This window comes from Streptomyces sp. NBC_00353 (assembly GCF_036108815.1).
Lineage (GTDB): Bacteria > Actinomycetota > Actinomycetes > Streptomycetales > Streptomycetaceae > Streptomyces.
Window position 1 is genome coordinate 9,786,413 of record NZ_CP107985.1, and the last position, 20,738, is coordinate 9,807,150.

Here is a 20,738-nt window from a genome sequence, read left to right on the forward strand (position 1 = left end):
CCAAACATAACCATAGCCAACAATTCAGTTGTGCGCAAAGTAATCATGCACGAGACCATTGCCTGCCCTGGAATATGTGAGAATGGTTGCGCCAGCTGACGGCAGAGGAGAAATGCTCGTGAGCAGTAGTACCGACGCCCTCACGCCTGCTGAGTCCCCGGAGCCCTCGCTGCCCCACCTCGAGTACGGACCCTGAAGTCACTGATCAAGCGCTTGGAGACCAACGGCCTGTACAAGCGGCAATGGCGGGCCGACGACGAGCGAGTGGTCGAAGTGACGCATACCGCCCAGGGCGTTGCACTACGTGAGTGCGCCCTCATCATCCCCCCAGCCCTGGATGGCGCCATGGCTGAAACCAGACGAGATCACTGTCGTGCAGAACCTTCTGTGTCGGATGACGACTGACCTCGCCCTGGCCAGCACCGACTACTGAGTTTGCAGCATGGTCTCGGCTGATACCGATTGCCGTCCGTGACATGGGGCAGCTGCCAGCGGGCTCAGAGTGGGGCGCTGCCGACGGGTATCACGGCAACCCACAGGTGACGTCTACCGACCGGGCGGAAGCCGGTATGACCGAGCGGCGCGACTGGACTCGACGTGGCCACGGTCGAGTTCGAAGGCTGGCCTTTCCAGCACGTAGTGATGTGCGAGGGCTACTTCGGGTGCGCCAAACCGGCGCGGTGCGCCGGGCGTGCGGTATCCAAAATTGGCGTGATGCGACCGAGGCGGCATGAAGGTGCTAAGACGATGTCCTCGTCCGGAAGCTGTCCACCTGGGCCTATTCAAGGGCGAGTTGGCAGATCAACCTACCGAACACGTCCTGACCGACGCTATCGAGCACGACCAGCGCCACACCCTGATTCATGCCCTCGCCGAGCGTGGCGCAGGCACGGCCAGGGTTCACGTGTACGGGGCCGCGTCCGACAGCCATCCGCTGACGCCGATCTGGCCCGGAAGCTGGTCCCTGCTCACGGAGGGCAAAGGCCTGCGTCGTCTGGCTCCTCGGCAGCGCCGGCTCCGGACTGGGTACCCAATGGTGGGTCGTAGAGCGTGCGTTCACCACCTGCACTGGTTTGCCGCCTGCGGATCCGCTGGGAGATACGCCACGACATCCCCGAAGCCTTCTTGTCCCTCGGACGCGCACTCTTCTGCAGCGCCTCGTTTGGCATTCCTCCCGGGCTCGCAGCCGAGCAGCTGACGGACCTTGAGGCGGGCGATAAGTCTTGAGAGGGGCGCCAGTTGAGGTCCACTGGGTCTTCCCTTTGAATCATATGGACTACACAATCAATCCACTGATCATGTGGCGGCACGCGTCTGGTGGTGCCCGTGGCCGACGTTCCGAAAAAAGGATTCTTTGTGTCACTTCCCCACTTCCGCAGACCCAGGCTGATAGCCTTGGGGGCTGCCCTCGCGGTACTGGCGGCCATTCCGACGTCGGCGGCCGCTGCGCCGGCGGCCGCGCCTGCGATCCCGCGCGGACTCTCGGGCGCACACTCGGGCACCCCCCGCACTGTCACCCTCATCACCGGTGACAAGGTCACGGTGACCAGCCCAGGCGACGGCCACGTCCTCGCGACCGTGCGGGGCCCCAACGGCGGTCCGGTGGGCGCTCACACCATGAGCGTCGGGAAGGACACCTATGTCTATCCCGACGCCGCGATGCCGTACATCGCCTCCGGCCAGCTGGACGAGCACCTCTTCAATGTCACCGAACTGCTGGCCGACGGGTACGACGACGCACACAGCGAGCATCTGCCGCTGATCGTCTCCTATACCGACGCGGCAACCCGTTCGCGCAAGCAAGCCGTTCCCACCGGGGCGACCCGCACTCGCACCCTGGACAGCATTCAGGGCGCCGCGCTCTCCGCCGACCACCGCCGTGCGCCGGACTTCTGGTCCGCCCTGACCGGCACGGCACCCGCGTCCGTGCACGCCCGAAGCAAGAGCGCCGCACCGGCGTTGACAGGCGGGATCGCGAAGATCTGGCTGGACGGCAAGGTCAAGGCCACGCTCGCCGACACCACCGCGCAGATCGGGGCGCCCCAGGTCTGGCGGGGTGGCGATACGGGCCAGGGCGTGGATGTCGCGGTCCTGGACACGGGCATCGACGCAGCGCACCCGGACTTCGGAGGCAGGATCGCCGCGTCCGCCAGCTTTGTCCCTGGCCTGGATGTGACGGACCGCCATGGTCACGGCACACACGTAGCGTCGACCATCGCTGGCACCGGTGCTGCCTCCGATGGCAAGGAGAAGGGCGTCGCTCCCGGCGCCAAACTCCACATCGGCAAGGTCCTCGACAACGATGGCAGTGGTCAGGACTCCTGGATCTTGGCGGGAATGGAGTGGGCTGCTCAGGATCAGCACGCCAAGGTCATCAGCATGAGCCTGGGATCGGGCCCCAGCGACGGCACCGACCCGATGAGCCAGGCCGTCAACCAGCTCAGCGCCCAGACCGGTGCACTGTTCGTCATCGCCGCCGGCAACGCTGGGCCGGATTTTTCCACCGTGGCGTCGCCAGGCGCCGCGGACGCGGCCCTTACGGTGGGGGCGGTGGACGCCTCCGACCGGCTGGCCGTCTTCTCCAGCCGCGGCCCGCGCAAAGGCGACCATGCGCTCAAGCCTGAGCTCACCGGCCCCGGCGTCGATGTACTTGCGGCCCGCTCCCAATATGCCTCCGAGGGCGAGGGAAGCTACCAGACCATGAGCGGCACCTCTATGGCGACGCCCCATGTCGCCGGTGCCGCTGCCCTGTTGGCGCAGACCCATCCCGACTGGACGGGGCAGCAGCTCAAGGATGCCCTGGTCAGCACAACCAAGTCGACTCCGCAGTTCAGCCCGTACATGGGCGGCAGCGGCCGGGTGGACATCGCGGCCGCCGTCAAGGACTCGGTGGTCGCGTCAGCTTCCGCCTTCGCATCGGCTAAGTGGCCCTACACGCAGGGCCAGGTGGCTTCCAAGGACGTCACCTACACCAACACCGCTGCCGACCCTGTCACCCTGGACCTGGCGCTCAGCACGCCGGGTTCACCGCCGGGCCTCTTCTCTCTCTCGGCCTCCCAGGTGACCGTTCCCGCACACGGCACCGCCACGGCAACCGTGACGACCCATCTGGACCTCGCGTCCGACGACGTCGGCTACAGCGGGATACTCAATGCTTCCGGCCCTGACGGTGTGCTGCGTACTCACACCCTGATCGGTAGCAACAAGCAGAGCCGACGGGTCAACGTCGCGGTGAAGGGGACGGGCTGGCACGGCACTGCGCTGCCGGGGACGCTGATTGTCAAAGACATCGCCCGGGACACGGTGCCCCAGGTCTTCGAAGTTGACGACAGCGGGAGCCTGAACCTCAACCTCGCACCCAGCACGTACTCGGTCTGGATGTACGCGGATGTACCTGGGGTCAACGGCCCGCACTCACTGGGCCGCGCTGTCCTCAGCGCACCGCAGGTCGTCGTCGACAACGACCGGACACTCACGTTCAATGCCTCCGCTCTCCGCAGAGTCAGGGCCGTCACCCCGAAGCTCACCGCGACGAGCTCGGTGCGAGTGGATCAGTACCGGTCGTACAGCACCCTGCACCCGTTCACCGACAGCTACGAGATCGAGGCCGTCTACGACAGCCTGTGGGCAACTCCCACGTCGAAGGTCACCCAGGGTTCGTACACCTTCGCCACGCGCTGGCGTCAGGTGCAGCCGCCGCTGACCGTGGCCTCCTCGTCGCAGTCGTTCGAGGACCTGCAGGTCCAGAGCATGTCCCCCAGCATGGCCAAGGGCACGGGCAACTACGCGACGGTCTACGCCGGAAAGGGCGCGGCATCTGACTTCGCGAAGGTACAGGTACGGGGCAAGATCGCGATCGTTCGCAGGAACGACACGGTGACCGCTCCCGACCAGGCCATCGCCGCAGCTAAGGCCGGGGCCAAGCTGCTGCTCATCGTGCATGACGGTTACGGTCGGCTCGACGCCTGGTGGGACCTGCCGGAAGCCGCCGCGCTGCCCGTCGCATCCCTCTCCGCGGACGAGGGCGAGGAGCTCATCCAGCGGATCCGGCACGGTAGGACACGCCTGTCCGTCTCGTCCCATCCCTACGCCGACTACCTGTACGACTTGGTGCAGCACCACAAGGGAGCCATCCCCACCGATCTCACATACCGGCCAGGCGCTGGCAGCCTCGCCCGGATCAACACGTCATACCGTGACTACAAGCAGGGTCAAGCGGTGGACGTCCGCTACGACCTGTCGCCGGGGTTCGACTTCGCGGTCGGCGGCGCCGCGACGCTGCAGCAGGCCCAGGGGACTCACACGGTCTGGGTCACCGCTTCGCCCGGCGTCAAGTGGACCCAGCTGGCGGCCACACCGGACCTCACCGAAATCAGTGCCGCACGGTCCTACGCGCCGCGCAGCACCACCAAGGAGACCTGGTTCGCTCCCGTTCAGCACGCGCGCATGCTGAACGACAACAAGGTGAACATCGCGCCGTCACGGTTCGGCGACATCATTGCCACCTTCGGAATGCCCGCCTGGGGCGATTCCGGTGGCCACCTGGGAATCGTGTGGGAGGGAGACGTGTCCTGGGCGACAAAGCTCTACCAGGGGAAGACACTGATCGGCGAGGGCGTGGACCATGTCCAGGCGGAGGTTGCGCCGGACAGGCTCCCGTACCGGCTCGTCCTGGACAGCACACGCGGGGCTGGCATGAGTCCGTACGCGACCAGCTCGCACACGGAATGGAAGTTCACCTCTTCCACCGCCGCGGTCGAGGGCGCGTACCTGCCGCTCGTTCAACTGGACTACGGAGTCAGTACGGATCTATCAGGTAAGGCCAGACGTCACGGCGACCTGAAGGTCACGCCGTCGCATCTGACGGGCGGTCCCAGCTCGCATACGATCCGCAGTGTCGCGCTCCAGATCTCGTACGACGACGGCGCCACCTGGCACAAGCTGGCGCTGCGCCACCTTGGCGGCGACTGGAAGGCGCACTTGGCGGCGCCGTCCAAGGCCCGCTTCGCGACGCTGCGTGTGACCGCCGGGGACACCCAGGGCAACAGCGTCAGTCAGACCGTGGTCCGGGCCTTTGGTCTGAAGTAGTCGCCGGTTTCCCCGGGTGAGGTAGCCCACGCACCTTACGACAACACATCCCCATGGAGACGGGGGCGCGACTTCTGCGGCCCCGTCTCCGTATGTGTCCTTGCCCTTACCGCTAAGCACCGGTGTAGGGCAGACCGCGGCCCATATGCGGGAGGCTTTCTTGACGGCACAGGAGCGTGCCCCGCCAGGGCCGACGGCGAGGCACGGAGCTATACCGAGGAAAGGGGCCTTCGCTACTGGAGCTGGCCCGCGAGTGCGGTTCCCGAGCGGGATGTCCCGCCAGGAAAGCGCCCTGACCTGGGCGTACAGGCCCGGATGGTTCATCTTCACGACGGCCACGTAGTGCGCGCCGGGTGTACAGGGCATCGGCGGTCACCACCGTGTACCTCCTGCTGGGACGGGCAGCCTCAGCCGGCGTGGTGATGTCTTGGCCCCGCTGATGCCCTCGCCGACGGTCGAGGACGTCGCCGCCGGGCTCGATGGCGGCGTCCAAGCAGCGGCCAAAACCGGCAACGCGGCCCGGTGCGCTGCGTCGCACGCAGGTTCTTGACCGTATGGTCCATAAAGTGTACTTTTGGATGGGCAGTCTGGTCAGCGTTCGCGAAGTGCAAGGGATCGCGAGGGCTGACACTTGGCCCGGCGAGACGACCGGCCGCGTTCCGCATCACCCGCGCACTCCGTGTGTCGACAGCACGGGGGGTCCTTGCCCCTCACATGCGCTCCTTAAAGAGCCTCTAGCGCTAGGAACTGATGCGCTGGCGCGCCGCGGGAACACCCGCGGTGGGGGCTTCGACTCTTTTGTCCAGCACCGAGTTCCGTCTTCCGAGCTGCTAAGGACCGGCGCAAATTCCTTCGAATTCTCGCGTTGCACCTTCGCGGGTGGTGGACACGTAGGGATGGAAGCAGCGAGAGGAAGCCATGACCATCGACACCGAGGACGAGTTCACCGATGTCTACCGCGCTCACTATGAGGACGTACTGCGCTTCGTCCGTCGGCGTGCTCACCCGATGAACGTGGATGACATCGTCGGTGAAACGTTCCTCGCCGCGTGGCGTCGTCGGAGCGAGTTGCCCGAAGACCCACGTCCGTGGCTCTTCGGCACCGCACGTAAAGCGATGCTTAACGCCCACCGCGGGCAGCGTCGCCAGACGGCTGTCGCGGTGCGTGTCATGGAGAACGGCGGCGACGACAGCTACGACGGGATGATCGAGGCCGAGGACCGGATAGACCTCGTAGCCGCCTGGCGGCGGCTGTCGGCTGCCGACCAGGAAGTACTGGCGCTCCATGTGTGGGAGGGCCTCACGGACCGGGCCGCGGCCACTGTGCTCGGCTGCTCACGCGCGGCCTACACGATGCGGCTCTCCCGCTCCAAACGTCGCCTGGCCAAGCTGTTCGGGCCGACCAGCCAGACCACATCCGCCGCCCCGGCTTTGACGCGCTGAAGGAAGAGACGTGAACGATCGCGAGAAGAATCTCCCTCGGTTGCTGGCCACCCTGGACGCTGCTCCCGTCTGTGAACTGACCGAAACCGAAAACAACCGTAAGGAACATCTGTTGCGTACCGTGATGCATGGCGCCGCTTCCACGACGCAGTCGGCTTCCCCGGCTCGTCGTCGCCCGTTGATCTGGGTGGCGGCTGGCGCTGTCGCTGCCACCGCGGCCGTAGTCGTAGTGAGTCAGGCATCGCAGAGTGTGCCAGGCTCGAGTGGCCCGCTGTCCTCGGTGGAACTCGCGAGCTGGACCGGCACGCCGAGTCAGCTGGCGGCTACCTCGCCCGAGGCCACCGTCGCGGAGAAGTGGTGCGTCAAGGCCCTGGGGAGCGACTACTCCGGCAAGCCGGTCTCGTACAGCAACCTGGACGTGCGCGGCTCGATCACCTCTGTGGTCGTTACCGGCGGGACGACCATCTCCTACTGCCTCACCGACAAGACTGGACAGGGTATGACCGCGGTGATCGATCCGGTCAAGAAGGTCCCCAGCAATGCGATCGAGGTGGACTCGGCAGGTGGCCACGGCGAAGGGAGCACCGGCTTCAACTACCTCGTGGGCTCGGTAGGATCCGATGTCAAGGCCGTGACCCTGCATGACGGCGGCCGCACTATTGAGGCCAACATCCAGAACGACCGGTTCACCGCCTGGTGGCCGTCCGCTGAGCCGACGGGCAGCGCCAGCGGCAAGGTCGTCCTCACCCTCAAGAGCGGCTCCACCCGGACCGTCTCCGGTGACTCCATCTTCCCGAAGGGGTAAGGAGCCAGTGTGGTAGGCGGCCGCTCCAACCTCATGGAGCGGCCGACCGGCTCTTCAGGGGCAGGCTGCCGTTCCGTGATCCTCCCCCTCCTGAAGAGCCATAGCCGTCCTAAAGAGTTGAGGGAAAACAGCAGCGTCCGCCGGGCATCGCTGCCCCCTCTGACCTGCACCGTTCCTGCGGACGCCAAACCAGGTGCCGGCGATTCGCCCCACACCTGGCCACCGTGACGGTCACCGATCACCTAGAGGAGCTGTTCCCTAAGGTCAGTCACCCTGCTGCAGGAAGAACGCGTCCTCACCTATGCGCCGTCGACGAGTCCCTCACCGAGCCCTGGCTCACCCATGGTTACGGCCCACCATCTCGGTGGCGCGGCCCGAGAACGCTGGACGGCCCGCTTCACTGGCCGTCCGGCGTCGTGGCCAGGCACCCGGTGCGACCCGCTCCAGGAGGAGCCGCCTGGCCCGGATCGTCCTCGATCGTCCGGGGTCAGCCTCCGGGCGATGCGGCGAGGGGGCGTCGAACACCTCTACGGCCAGGGGACGTTCTGCGGTTGCGGGGCTGGTCGTCCATGGTGATCCGCGTGGTGATCGGCGGCATGGCCGCGCTTTCGCCAGGGACATTGCGCGATTGAGATTGGTCCGGTTCGCCGGCCTCGTGTGGTTGTCGAGAGCCATGAGAACCGAGCGAGACCGTGCCTGCCCATCGCCCATCCTTTGCGCGGTGGAGCAAGTGGGCTCCCCGACCGATCCCCTCACCGCAAGCGATGTCGCTGACCTGCGGCGTTTCCTGATGCCGGTCGCCGATCCCCGCGATGCGCGGGACTGCCGGTATCCGGCCCTCGTGTTGCTCTGCGCAGCCGTCTCGGCGTGCCGACCGGGCTCTCGCTCGCTCCTTGTCTGTGCGGGGCCGGCCAACGATGGTTTCATGATCCGGCAGGCCTCGCATGGCATGCCACGGGTGGGTAGCTGCAGTGGCCCTCTCGCGGGCTTCAAGCGGTTAGGACCAGGCCGAAGGCGTACGCTTTCTCATATGGGGCGTTGACACAATCGAGCTTGACACCCGAACGAGCCGTAAGTGTTGCCCCCAAATGGCGTCCCGCGGAAGGAAATCTTCTGTGCACCACAGCGTCCGGAGTTGTCGACCGAGTACCAAAACGAGGTGGGTTTCCCGTCCCCCTCGGCATTCCTGAGGGCTGTCCAGTAACCCCTGGTGGGCGCACGTCGACAAGTGTGGTACCTCGCCGCGTTGAACGCCCGCATACGCCTAGCACGGGACGCTCCTCCGCCTTGCGGCGCACCGCATCCGGTGCCGCGCGCTGATCGCCAGGGATTACGGGACAGACCTTAGGAGCCATGCACGCAATGGCCAACGTATTCCCGCCACAGACGGGCCTCACAGGAGCCCACGCGTCCCGATTCTCCGCAATCCATATAGGAAGGCGCGACTATGGCAGCAAGTGTGGATCCTGATCGCTCCGAGTGGGACGTCATCGTGTTGGGCGGCGCCGCGGCGGGCGAGAACGCGGCTCAATACGCCACGCAGTTCTCAGGTCTGGACGCGGTGCTGGTGGAAGCGGAACTGCTGGGTGGCGAGTGCTCGTACTGGGCCTGTATGCCCAGCAAGGCTCTGCTGCGCCCCGCCGACGTACTGGGAAACGCAGAGCATGTGCCCGGTGTGTCCTCGCTGTTGACCGGACAGCAGTTGGACGTGCCGGCGGTACTGGCTCGCCGGGACACTGTCGTAAACGGCCTCGACGACTCCTCGCAGATCGGCTGGGCACTCGGCGTCGGCATCGACGTTGTACGCGGGTACGGGCGGCTCGATGGGGAGCGCTCGGTGGCGGTGGAGATGACAGCGGGCGGTACCCGTGTGCTCACCGCCAGGCACGCGGTGGTGATCGACACAGGCTCCTGCACCGCCGTGCCCCCGATCCCAGGCATGAGCAAGGCCCGCCCGTGGACCTCCCGCGATGTCACCAACCTGCATGAGGTGCCGCGCCGTGTCGTCGTCTTGGGCGGTGGAGTGGTCGCGTGCGAGGCGGCGACCTGGTTGCGGGCGCTGGGCGTGGCCGAGTTGAGCGTCGTGTACCGGCGGTCTGAGCTACTCCCGCGAGAGGAACCGTTTGCCGGACGTATGGTCGGTGACCGGCTTAGGGATGCAGGGGTGCGGCTGCTTCCCGGAAGGTCGATCACCAAGGTGGGACGCGACGACCCGCGCGACACGGGAGTCGGGCTGCCACATGGCGGAGAGGTAACCGCCTGGCTGGACGACGGCAGCACGCTCGTTGGTGACGAGTTGGTGCTTGCCACCGGCCGTACGCCGAACACTCAGGACATCGGCCTGTCGTCGGTCGGATGCTCCGACGACGGCTTCCTGGAGGTGGACGACGAGCAGGCTGTGCAGGCGGTGAGCGGGCATTGGTTGTACGCGGTGGGTGATGTCTGCGGACGTGCGCTGTTGACTCACATGGGCAAGTACCAAGCGCGGGTCGCTGGTGAGGTGATTGCCTCCCGTGCCACGGGGCGGCCGACGGCCGATGCACAGAGCGGTGCGTGGGGCGCTGCCGACGGACATCGCGGCAACCCGCAGGTGACGTTCACCGACCCGGAAGTCGGATCAGCAGGTATGACCGAGCGGCAGGCCCGCACGGCAGGACTCGACGTGGCAACGGTCGAGTACGACATGGCTGCCCTCGCCGGTACGTACGTGATGCGTGAGGACTACCTCGGGCGCGCCAAACTCGTCATCGATCGGGTGAGCGACACGGTGGTGGGCGCGACGTTCGTCGGATCGGGCGTCGCGGATCTCGTCCACTCCGCCACGACGGCCATTGTCGCCCGGGTGCCGCTTTCCGTGCTGTGGCACGTCGTGCCCAGCTACCCCACCGCCAGCGAAGTTTGGCTTCGCCTGTTGGAGACGTACCGAACTCAGCGCTATGCCTGATCGCGAAGGGGCAACGCCGGAGAGGCGATTTCGCCGGCACGGGTGCCGTGCGTCGCCCCGCACAGCACAGAAACTCGGGAGACGGAGCAGCATAAACGCGCTAAGAGCCGTCCGAAGCAGCCGGGGCCACCGGGGGGTTGAACCGTGAGTACTGCGGTGCCGACCAGCTCAAGGCGTCTTCAGAGTGGTCGATCTGGATGACCTTGGTCACCCTGAATTCCACCGTTCTTTCCGCGCCGGGAAATCTGGCAGCGGCGTGCGCACTCCAGTTGACTGTCGCCGTACCGGTCAGCTGCACGGTCGCACCGCGCTGCCAATCGATGAACACCAGACCTGCTGCCGGATTGACGGTGAGGTTTCCCAAGGTCATCAGCATCGTGTTCCCCTCGTAGTCCGGCCACTGGATCCGGTCCGCGGAAAGACTGCGGACGAAGCCGGGGTTACCGCCCCGATGGGAAGCGTCGGCGTCTCCTGCAGTGGAGGTTGAGGCGACGAAGAAGGTGTCTGCGGTATCGATCACCCGGCGTTGTTCCGCAGTCAATTCGCTGCCTTCCGACACCATTCGCGTCGAACGAGCCGGACCGGTTTTCTGAGGTGATCTGCGCTGGATGTACTTAGGGCAATTCCCGTACGCCTGGTCCACGGACAGTCGGAGCCCGTCTTGTGAGGGCGTCACCCTGCCGTTGATCCGGAGCCGTCGACGGTTCGGAAGGTCGATAGCAAGAGTGCCCACAAGCGTGGGCTGCTGCAGGACCGCCGCCAGTGGGTCCACCTGTGTAGGCCGGGCACCGATGTACACATCACGGGAACCGAGCACGTGCAGAAAACCCGGTTCTCCGTAAAGAACGGATGCCCATACCTGCCCATCCGGAGAGGCAGCACCGACTACGAGAAATCTGAGCTCGGCCAAGAAACCTGCCGCGCCCTGCGGAAGGGACTCGCCGATGATCGGCCGCAAGCGGTCGGCACTCTCACGAAAACCTGCAAGATCCTGTGCTGCCAACTCGCCTTCGTGATAAGAGGCCAGGTGAGATCGGCTCCCTCTCATACTCATCTTCCCCTGCCGTCGTTTCAACGGTTTGTTAGCGATGACCGGTTTGCTAGAGACGACGCACCGACGACTGGAAATATTCCCATCTGCCCTGTCTTCCCTCGCTCGCGCCAACCGCCCTGTTCGAGTGCGGCCGTAGCCCTGCACGCCACCTTAGACCCGCAAGCTTTTCGATGAGGCGCCCCGGACGCCCGGATGTGCCAACGACGCCGGATCGCAGATGAAGAAACATTCGAGAATACATCTGTGCAGTTCGGTGATCACACTCTGCTATCCGGTCGTTGCGGCGTTGCTCGTACTGGGGGTCGGGGCTAGCGTTGAAATGGTGGCGTCGTGCACCGGCCTGCCGAAAAATGGCAGGACGCTGAGGGGAAAGAGTCCCCGCCTCCGGTGACGACCGCCCCATCCACCCGTATCGAATGGGCCACCTGCGGACGGATTTTTGACGCAGATTCCGCGCTCTGGCGCTCCCGGAGGTCGACGTGCTCCCTACGCACCACAACACAGCGACTATTGACGGCCAAGAGGTCTTCTACCGCGAGGCCGGCCCCAACGACGCACCGGTCATCCTGCTCCTGCACGGATTTCCCACCAGTTCACACATGTTCCGCCATCTCATCCCTGCACTGGCCGACCGCTACCACGTGATCGCCACTGATCACATTGGCTACGGCCAGTCATCCATGCCCAGGGCCGAAGAATTCGACTACACCTTTGACAATCTCGCCCGTATCACCGCCGCACTCCTCGACCACCTGGACATCAAGCGCTTCGCGGTCTACGTCCACGACTACGGTGCGCCCATCGGGTGGCGGCTGGCTCTCAACCCCTCCTACGAGGTCACCGCAATCGTCTCGCAGAGCGGCAACGCCTACATGGAGGGCTTCGCCAAGCCCTTCTGGGACGACCTTTTCGCCTATGCCTCCGCTCCCGGGCCCGACACCGAGCCGGGCGCACGGGCCAAGTTCTCCGCAGAAACCACCCGTTGGCAGTACCAGAACGGCGCCACCGACAGGAGCCTGGTCAGTCCGGACAACTGGCTTCACGACCAGGCCTTGCTGGATCGACCCGGCAACGACGAGGTGCAGTTGGCGCTGTTCCGTAACTACCCGACCAACATCGACGGCTATCCGCAGCTGCAGGATTACTTCCGCACCAGCCAGGTGCCGACGCTCGCGGTTTGGGGCGAGAGGGACGAGATTTTCGGGCCAGACGGCGCGCGGGCGTTCGCGCGCGACCTGCCGGACGCGGAAGTCCATCTGCTGCCGGCCGGGCATTTTGCCCTGGAGACACACCTGGATGCCATTAGCGGGTACATCCACGGATTTCTCGGCCGTGTCCTCGCTTGAGGTGCCGACGGCACCTACGGATGCCGGAAGGAGGTCTTCCGGCTAGTCGGTGAAGGTGACGCCGACCGTGTCGCCGACGCCTTCACCCGCGGAGATTTCCATTCTGTGACGGCGCGAGCTCTCTGGCGGGGGAGGGCCCCGCATGAGAGGTGACGTGGTGGCTACGTTGATGGCAGTGAACGTCGGAATGCCCCACGACGTGCCCTGGCACGGGAAGACGGTGCACACCGGCGTGTACAAGCAGACCGTCACCGGGGCGCGGATGGTGCGGCGCCTCAACATCGACGGGGACGGCCAGGGAGATCTGGGCGGACACGGCGGCGAGCAGCGAGCCGTGCTGGTGTACCAGACCGACTCCTACCAATACTGGGCGAAGGAGTTGGGACGCGAGAATCTGCAACCAGGCGAGTTCGGCGAGAATTTCACCGTGGACGGCCTTGCGGACAACGAGGTCTGCATTGGGGACCGGTACCGCATCGGCGACGCGCTCTTCGAGGTCACACAGCCGCGCGTGACGTGCTACCGGGTAGGTCTACGCATGGGGGAGCCACAGATGGCAGCGCTGATGGTGTCCCATCGCCGCCCGGGCTTCTACATGCGGGTGATCAAGGAGGGCGAGGTAGAAGCCGGGCAGGAGATCGTCAAAGTCTCCACGGGCCCGGAGGAGATGACCGTCGAGGAGATCGACGGGGTGCTCTACCTGCCGGGACACACCCGCGCTCAGGTCGAGCGGGCGTTGCGCATTCCGGCACTCAGCCCAGGATGGCAGGGCTCCATGCACACGCTCCTGGACCAGGCCGACGGTGACACGGCCTGCTCCTCGGGCAGCGCCGGGCTCACGTCGGCGGCCGGCGCCCCGCCGCCCGGCTGGCCGGGCTTCCGCCCTCTGACCGTCACACACATCCAGCCCGAGAGCCGGAGTGTGTTCTCGCTGTCCCTGGCCTCAGCCGACGGTTCACCACTGCCCGCTGCTTTGCCCGGTCAGTTCCTCACTGTGAAGGTCCCGCTCGAGGGGAACGTGCCGCCTCTGATCCGCAGCTACTCGTTGTCCGGCGAGCCCAGCGCGGGCACGTACCGGATCAGCGTGAAAGTGGAACCGCACGGCGCGGCCAGCAACCGGCTGCGCACCCACGTCCGAGTCGGCGCCAGCCTTGATGCCGCTGCGCCCCGCGGAACGTTCTGCCTGTCCAAGGGCGACAACCCTGTGGTGCTGCTGTCGGCCGGGGTGGGGGTGACACCCGTGCTGGCCATGCTTCACGCGCTTGCGCGCGACCACTCCCCGCGCCAGGTGTGGTGGCTGCACGCAGCCCGGGACAGTACCGAGCATCCCTTCGCTCAGGAGAGCCACGACCTGATCGAAGAACTCGCGAACGCACGATCGACCATCTACTACAGCAAACCGAACGACACCGACCGCCAGGGCGTGGACTACACAGAGGCTGGCCGGCCCTCGGTCGACCGCATCTTCGGTCTCGGCCTGCCGACCGACGCCGACGCCTACCTTTGCGGGCCCGTGGGCTTCATGAACGGCTTCACCACCGCGCTCGTCGACGCTGGGCTGGAACCGTCCCGAGTGCACACCGAGATCTTCGGCGCCGGGCCCTCCCTCACCCCCGGAATGAAAGATTCCTCGACCGTACCCGAGCCCCACCAGCCCGCAGGCTCCGCCGGCACCGGCCCTCCCGTGTCCTTCGCCCGCAGTGGCCTCACTGTCCCCTGGAACAACAATCAGGACTCCCTGCTGGAACTCGCCGAAGCGTGCGACGTCCCCGTCCAGTGGTCGTGTCGCACCGGCGTCTGCCACACCTGCGAACTCGCCCTGATGGCCGGCACCGTCGAGTACTCCCCGGATCCGGTCGAACCACCAGCCGAAGGCAACATCCTCATCTGCTGCTCCAAACCCACCGAAGGCGTCGTTTTGGATCTGTAAGGCAACCGGGATGTCGGTTTGCTGCCAAGCTTCCAGGGGCCCCGGGCGAAACCTGCGGGCGGGAGGAGGCCTGCCGTCCGGCACAGCGGTCCGCGAGCAGCAGATCAGGGCGGGTGCCGTCGGCAGCCGACGATTGCGGCGGTAGCAATGTCACGTGGACCAGCCGCCCGGCCTCATCCGCTCGTAGCTGCGGACCGGCCGCAGGCCAGCCGGGGTAGGCCGTGACTGGCGAGGACGCGGGGGACCGTCGGTTCGGGCAGCCCCAGGTTCGGCCGGTCCTGACCGGTCCGATCCTGGCGCTGACGCAGCTCACACACACCCCGGCCTCGATCGTGGCCGGAGCGCGGAGCGGGGGTGCCCGGGGCCCGCCGGAACGGTCGGGCAGCCCCGCGTCGCCCTGGGCTGTGAACCTGCGCACCCACTGGTAACACCTGGCGCGCGAGGTATTCATCTGGGCGACGGCCACGTGTGTTCGAGGCCGGACGATACACAACAAGCGAGAAGAACCTGGGCGCGAGGGCAGGCTTGTGCGTGCCGACCACGTCAGCGTGTGACTTTCTTGCCGCTGGGCCCAACGGCGAACCATGTTCCGCCGATGCCTTGGCCGTTGAGATCGCCCGGCTTGGTGTCACCGGCGTAGTAGCGATAGACAGGCCAACCACCTACCGCAATTCGGATCCGACCGTCCTGGCGTTGGATTGCCCCTATCCGCTGGGGGCTCACTCCTGCCAGATAGACGTTGCCGCCCTGCTTGATCGTCACAGGAGGCCACTGCGCGGCACAGTCGTCGTTGCAGGCGGACTGCGACGGGCTCGCGGTGTCGTTGTCGAAGCGATAAAGCGCCGCCTGGTTGATGTTGATCAGATGGGGCGAGCCGAGCGGGGGCGAGGACACCGCGGACAACTGGACCCACTGCGGGGGGAGCTTTTGTGTGGCGGCGCCGACCACGGTGCCGCCGGTACCGGTCCTGCCGTCCTGGGCGGCCGTGGTGTCGACAACCTGCAGCGCGGTGTTGCCCGCTGCTTGGCTGGACGGCGCTCCCGAGACGGAAGCCGATGCGGCCGGGCTCGGGTTGTCACTGATCGCGATGCTCTTGCCACAGGCAGACAGTCCTGACGCGGCGCAAGATATTGAGGCCTGGAGCGCGGTGCGTCGCGCACACGGCAGGCTCCGAGGCGCCCGGTTGTCTCAGCGCGGGGCCACTTGGGGGTATCCGATCAGTCGGCGTACGCCTCGGCCACCTTCAGCGTGTCTTCGTAGAGGTAGAACTTGACGATTTTGTCGCCTGCGACCTGAAAGTGCATTGCTATGGGCATGTGGTACGTCCTGCCGGTACTCCTGGCGACACGCGTGAACCGCCCAAGCATGACTGCGTGGTCACCATCGATGAGCAGCCCTTCGACCTCATCGACGTTCCTCTCAGGCAGGATGTTCGACCCCAGCGTCCGCAAGTAGTCGGCCACTTCGTCCCCCTTGGAGCGCCGCCCTGTCCAAGGGAGCGACTTCGATCCAGGGACATACCAGTCGATTTCTTCTGCGAAGGCCTCTGCAACCTTGTCCGGGTCCCCTCCGGCCAACAGGCCGAAGAACTGCTCAACGACGTCACGCGTGGTCATGTCAAATTCCTTCCGAGTCTGGGCCCCCCGACACGTATCCCAGGGAGCACCAAACCGCACCGTTGCCATTGCGGCGCCGCCAGTAGACATGTGAAGAGGGTGGCGGCGGCTCTCTGGAGAAGTTATGGACCGCGCGGTCAATTAAAGGGGATATGGACTGCAAGGTCAAGAAACGCAAGAGGTGATGCCTCCCACAGGCACCGTCGACTGCTCGGCAATCGCGCGGATAGAGCGCAGGGCGCGTGGCTGGCGCTCGAGGAGGCCGGCGAGTGGTCGCATGAGGGCACCTGTCGCATGACCGCCTTCCGGGTGCGGGGGCGTCGAGGTACGCAGCCGTCGGAGGCAGAGGGAAAGCAGCGGCGGCCGCTGCGGTGTGAGCCATGGCCGCCGCAGTTCATCGCCCTGAAGGCGGGGTGATGGGCGTCAGGGCCTGGGGACTGGCGGCGTGGCGCCCGCGCCGCCAGGGCGAATGTGCTCAAGGTGGTCGGGCGCCAAGGGTGAGGCTGACGTAGGGGGCGGCATGCGTTGCCGAGAACCCGACGTCCAGCGCCGCCTGTGAGAACGGATCGAGAGCAGCGAACGCCTGGGCGCTCAGGTCTGGGTGCTCAAGCGGCACGGGGTCAAAGGCTGCGCTCCAGGCGCTGGCGAGCGATGCGGCAGGGGGTGAAAGTGAGATGAACGGCAGGAGAGCCACCGTGTCTGGCAAGCGGGGGCTCCGGCGATGAAACAGGCCGTCAGTCGGAGTAGGCCTCAGACGCCTTGAGAGTGTCCTCGTAGAGGTGCATCTTGACGATCTTGTCGCCTGCCACCTGGAAGTACATGGCGATGGGCATCTCGTAGGTTCGGCCCGTGCTCTTTGCGACGCGCGTGAACCGGCCCAGCATGACTGCGTGTTCGCCGTCGATCAGAGAGCCTCGACTTCGTCGATGTTTTTCTCGGGGACGATGTTCTCCACCGCAACTTCACGTGTTGTCATGATCAAAGACCTTTCCAAAAACGGGAGTCCTGGAGTGGCATTCCAGGATCAGGGGTCGGTGCACAAATCGCCGGGATCGCACGGCCGTTGGTAGGGCGGGAGGTGAAAGGGCCCCATCGAGGAACCCGGAGCAAATTTCTTGTGCCGAGCCAAGCAGAGCAAATGTGGACCGATTGGTCAAAAATTTCGCACGGTCTTCTTCGATCGTCGATCGCAACTGGGCTGAGGAAAAGTGCGGTCACCCAATGCGCGCCTCCAACATAGGGCGCGGCCATGCCACGGCGAAGTTCTTGGCGACGCTTATCCGGGCGAGCATCCTTGGCGCCGGCACACTCAGCGCCCAACCGCACCCACCTGACCATGCCGCTCAGTAAGCAGCCCCGGCTCGCTTGAGTTAGTCCACTGGGCCGGGGGCGGCGAGACGCTGTAGGCGGGCGGCCGTGCCATCGCGACGGGCACGCCATAGCCCGTACTTGGCTAGCAGGCCATTCGAGACCGTCAGGAGGGTCTTGTACGGTGGCGCGGCCAGGCCCTTGGAGGTATGGGGGGAGTAGATGGCGCCTTCATCGGTGACGGTCAGCCAGCCGGTGAGCGTTCGCATGCCCAGCCCGACGCACTGAGGCTGGAAGGCATGAGCGAGGAACCCGGCTCGCCGCCCGCCCGGCGGCAACAGTCCGGAGGGCACGTCAAGGTGCAGCCCCGCATCGTCGTGCCCGGTGACCCTCACGGGGAGAATCACAGGGAAGCCGTCCGCGCCTCGGTAGGCCAGCACCCGGTGCGGCAGTCCGCTGATCTGGCGCGCGACTGCGGGGACCTCGACACGCGGGCCCGTGCCGTTCTTCGGCGGCTTCTGCTCGATTGGCGCCTCTGGCCAGGTGGCGCCAGTGACGGTCATCGCATCCCGGGCCGCCAGATCGGGCCAGACGGTGACACGCTCGATTTCGACGTCGACGAAAACGCGCTCCTGGTGATACTCGCGCAGCAGCCAATCCCATACCGGCCCGCGCTTGGTCTCCCCGAGGAACGGCTCGGAGGCCCGCATCAACTCCGCCAGGCGCTCAGGTGACGGGCGCAGGTCGACCGATGCTGCGCCCTGTGCGAGTACGTAGGCGTTACTTGAGGCAAAGCCGTGCTCGCGCGTGTGGTAGGCGAGCGACACGTGCGGATCCCGCAGGATGCGCTCGAGTTTCTTCGGGAAACCGAGCGAGGTGGTGAAGCCGACACGGCCCACCCCCCGATCTCCGAGGCCTACTGGCGAAACACTGGTGACCACGGCACCGCCGGCCGGGGTGACATAGGCGACCGCAACGGTGAGGTCACCCCTGATCACCGCGTCTGCCGCATCCGGCCACCTGACCGTGGCAGAGGTCATGAGCCAGTCCCGCGGAGGATCTTCAGATCGTCTGTTGCCTGGGTGCGCATGGCGGGGAGCAGCGGGCGCACCGGCTCCGGCAGGCCCGCGAGCACCAGTTCAACCTCCGCGGGTGTGCCGACCTCATCGAGGAATCCGACCATCAGGTGTCCGGCCACGGGCGGCGTGGTCGAGATCACCCGCTGCGCGAAGTCCTTCCATTCCGCAGGGCTGACGTGGTCGCGGAGTGCGGGGAAGAGGATCGGCTCTTCATGGGTCAGGTGGTCATGCACCGTGTCACGTACTGCGACGGCCGCGTCGTGCAGCGCGGCCCGGATTCCCTCACTCGTGGCGCCCTCACCATGGCCGAGGTCTGTGGCGGCCAGCCGGTCGAGAGCGGCGTCCAGTCGTTCGTGCTCCTCGGTCAGTGCGTCGAGCTCGTGTGCCGTGGCCGGCGCTGCCGCGACGATCCGCGGCCACAGGTCGTCGTCCTCGGTCTCGTGGTGATGGCGCAGGTTCACGACGAGGAAGTCGCGCAACTGTGCCAGTGCGCTGAGCGGTACCGAGGGGCGAACGGCCGCCTCGGCCAGCAGGGTGGTAGCCACGCGGTGGACCCCGTGGGCAAGCCGGGTCTCGATGACCGCCGTGGACTCGTTGAGGGAATCTATCGTCATGTAGGGGACAATATTCATTAGATAGGTGCCTTGTCAATATGGTCACCTACTGTAGAAGAGGTAGAATGCGCCGGTGACCACCACCCGGAAGTACAACTCACCCCGCCGCGCCAACTCGGCAGCCGCCACGCGTGAAGCCATCCTGAGCAGCGCACACGCACTCTTTCTGGCCCGCGGGTACGCCGGGGTCACCATCGGGGAGATCGCGGAGGCAGGAAAGGTCGCCGTGCCAACCGTGTACAGCAGCGTGGGCAACAAGCCGGGCATCCTGACGGCCCTGCTAAAACCGGCTCTCACGGACCCGGCTATTGCCAGCACCCTTGCCGCAGTTGAGGCCAGCGACAACCCACGTACCGTGATCGAGTTGACCGCCGAGGGCACCCGGCTTACGCACGAACGCCACTGGGAGCTCGTGTATGGGCTCTTCTATCGAAACCCGCCCGGGGAACCCGCCGTCAAGGCGGTTCTTGACCGGGGGGCGGACGACTACGTCCAAGCCCTGACGCGCGTGGCCGATCGGCTCGTTGCGCTCGACGCACTCCGTGCCGAGGTCAGTCGCGCGAAGGCCATCGACCTACTCTTGTTCTACCTCGGTCCGCATGCGTGGATCACGCTCGTTGGGGAACGCGCCTGGCCGTTTGATCGCGCCCAGACCTGGATTGCTCATTCGGCCTGCCAGGCACTCCTGAAGGACTTCTGAGCCCGAAGGTGATCAGGTCCGGTGCGCCGATCCGAGAATTAGCCGAACCGACGGGCGTCACGGAAGTTGGGAGTTTGGCCAGAGTAGGGCTTCTATCTCTGCTGAGCGAGGACATCCCGCAGCATGTCGGCGATCGTGGTACGAGCCAGCTCTTGCTGCATCTGCTCCTCCAGTCCGCTGTACACCTGCTGCAGGGCCGGCCGGATTCCGAAACCGATCGGGCAGTCGGGGTTTGGCGGAGTGTGGTGCATCCCGAACGGGCCCCCGCCCTCCACGGCGAGGTAGACCCCTAGCAGGGAAGTCTCTTCGGGCTCCCGAGTCAAGATCAAGCCAGCTCCTATGCCCCTCTTGGCCTGAACCAATCCCGCCTTGCGGAGGTCGCCCAGGCTGTTCGCGCAGCCAGATCCGGTCATGTTGCGCTGGGGTGTCCAGCTCGTCGTACCCGAGGTTGCAATGCGCCGCCCAGTTGCCCGGTTGGATGTGCCATGTCCGCGCGGCGCTCTTTTTCGCGAGGGCGCGCGGCCATGCGTTGTGCTGGTGCGGCGGTCGGCTCGGTGACCCGTCATGGTTCCTCGATCCGGGCGGCGGCGAGGGTTCATTCGTCGTGTGCGCCGAGGAACTGGGGCCGTACGCGCGGCGGATGGCGCGCCGGGCGTCTTGGTGGTCGTCGAAGTCAGGGTGTACGGCGACCAGTCGAGTTCTGGGCACCGCGCATGTGACGATCCCGTCATGTCCCCTTGGAGACCTTGTTGTTCGGCCTGAGTGCCCTTCACCGGGCGGGGGAGTGGCGCGCTGCCGCACTCACGTGGGT

At 66.0% G+C, this 20,738-nt stretch carries 14 protein-coding genes; 7 read left to right on the top strand and 7 right to left on the bottom strand.

From position 1 onward, the window contains the following. Window positions 1–1,395 precede the first annotated feature (1,395 nt). From OHA88_RS44135 to OHA88_RS44150, 4 genes are all read left to right on the top strand, one after another. Window positions 1,396–5,088, top strand: a complete 3,693-nt coding sequence (locus OHA88_RS44135; protein ID WP_328623691.1) for a S8 family peptidase — start codon at window positions 1,396–1,398, stop codon at window positions 5,086–5,088. 918 nt (window positions 5,089–6,006) lie between these two features. Then, the gene (locus tag OHA88_RS44140) at window positions 6,007–6,531 is read left to right on the top strand and encodes an RNA polymerase sigma factor (protein WP_313934983.1); all 525 of its coding nucleotides are present in this window, start codon (window positions 6,007–6,009) and stop codon (window positions 6,529–6,531) included. Between the two features lie 280 nt (window positions 6,532–6,811). After that, the gene (locus OHA88_RS44145; protein ID WP_328623690.1) at window positions 6,812–7,336 is read left to right on the top strand and encodes a hypothetical protein; all 525 of its coding nucleotides are present in this window, start codon (window positions 6,812–6,814) and stop codon (window positions 7,334–7,336) included. 1,447 nt (window positions 7,337–8,783) lie between these two features. Beyond that, the gene (locus OHA88_RS44150; RefSeq protein WP_313934981.1) at window positions 8,784–10,280 is read left to right on the top strand and encodes a dihydrolipoyl dehydrogenase family protein; all 1,497 of its coding nucleotides are present in this window, start codon (window positions 8,784–8,786) and stop codon (window positions 10,278–10,280) included. Window positions 10,281–10,380: 100 nt separating this feature from the next. On the opposite strand, the gene OHA88_RS44155 is transcribed toward OHA88_RS44150, so the two are convergent. After that, a complete protein-coding gene (locus OHA88_RS44155; protein ID WP_313934980.1) occupies window positions 10,381–11,283 on the bottom strand; it encodes a pyridoxamine 5'-phosphate oxidase family protein in 903 nt (300 codons plus the stop codon). 530 nt (window positions 11,284–11,813) lie between these two features. On the opposite strand from OHA88_RS44155, the gene OHA88_RS44160 reads away from it, so the two are divergent. Beyond that, on the top strand, window positions 11,814–12,680 hold the full coding sequence (locus OHA88_RS44160; protein WP_328623689.1) for an alpha/beta fold hydrolase: 867 nt from the start codon (window positions 11,814–11,816) through the stop codon (window positions 12,678–12,680). 169 nt (window positions 12,681–12,849) lie between these two features. Next, on the top strand, window positions 12,850–14,610 hold the full coding sequence (locus OHA88_RS44165; protein ID WP_313934978.1) for an MOSC and FAD-binding oxidoreductase domain-containing protein: 1,761 nt from the start codon (window positions 12,850–12,852) through the stop codon (window positions 14,608–14,610). Here the strand turns inward: OHA88_RS44165 and OHA88_RS44845 are convergent. The 5 genes from OHA88_RS44845 to OHA88_RS44185 all read right to left on the bottom strand — a co-directional run bounded on the left by OHA88_RS44845 (window position 14,564) and on the right by OHA88_RS44185 (window position 19,227). Next, complete coding sequence (locus tag OHA88_RS44845; protein ID WP_425900956.1) at window positions 14,564–15,196, bottom strand: helix-turn-helix domain-containing protein; 633 nt, start codon at window positions 15,194–15,196, stop codon at window positions 14,564–14,566. The two genes, OHA88_RS44165 and OHA88_RS44845, sit on opposite strands and share 47 nt — an antisense overlap. Next, a complete protein-coding gene (locus tag OHA88_RS44170; RefSeq protein WP_328623688.1) occupies window positions 15,154–15,558 on the bottom strand; it encodes a COG4315 family predicted lipoprotein in 405 nt (134 codons plus the stop codon). The genes OHA88_RS44845 and OHA88_RS44170 overlap by 43 nt, the downstream gene beginning before the upstream one ends. Window positions 15,559–15,827: 269 nt before the next feature. Beyond that, a complete protein-coding gene (locus tag OHA88_RS44175) occupies window positions 15,828–16,226 on the bottom strand; it encodes a nuclear transport factor 2 family protein (protein WP_313934976.1) in 399 nt (132 codons plus the stop codon). A gap of 1,370 nt (window positions 16,227–17,596) precedes the next feature. Then, window positions 17,597–18,574, bottom strand: a complete 978-nt coding sequence (locus OHA88_RS44180; RefSeq protein ID WP_313934975.1) for a hypothetical protein — start codon at window positions 18,572–18,574, stop codon at window positions 17,597–17,599. Further along, entirely contained in the window at window positions 18,571–19,227 is a 657-nt protein-coding gene (locus OHA88_RS44185; protein ID WP_313934974.1) for a hemerythrin domain-containing protein, read from the bottom strand. Before OHA88_RS44185 ends, OHA88_RS44180 begins: the two co-directional genes overlap by 4 nt. 73 nt (window positions 19,228–19,300) lie before the next feature. Here OHA88_RS44185 and OHA88_RS44190 point away from each other — a divergent pair, with 73 nt between their 5' ends. Further along, entirely contained in the window at window positions 19,301–19,927 is a 627-nt protein-coding gene (locus tag OHA88_RS44190) for a TetR/AcrR family transcriptional regulator (RefSeq protein ID WP_328623687.1), read from the top strand. A 92-nt stretch (window positions 19,928–20,019) separates the two neighbouring features. Here the strand turns inward: OHA88_RS44190 and OHA88_RS44195 are convergent, their stop codons facing one another. Next, entirely contained in the window at window positions 20,020–20,658 is a 639-nt protein-coding gene (locus OHA88_RS44195) for an Rrf2 family transcriptional regulator (protein ID WP_328629541.1), read from the bottom strand. Window positions 20,659–20,738 lie beyond the last annotated feature (80 nt).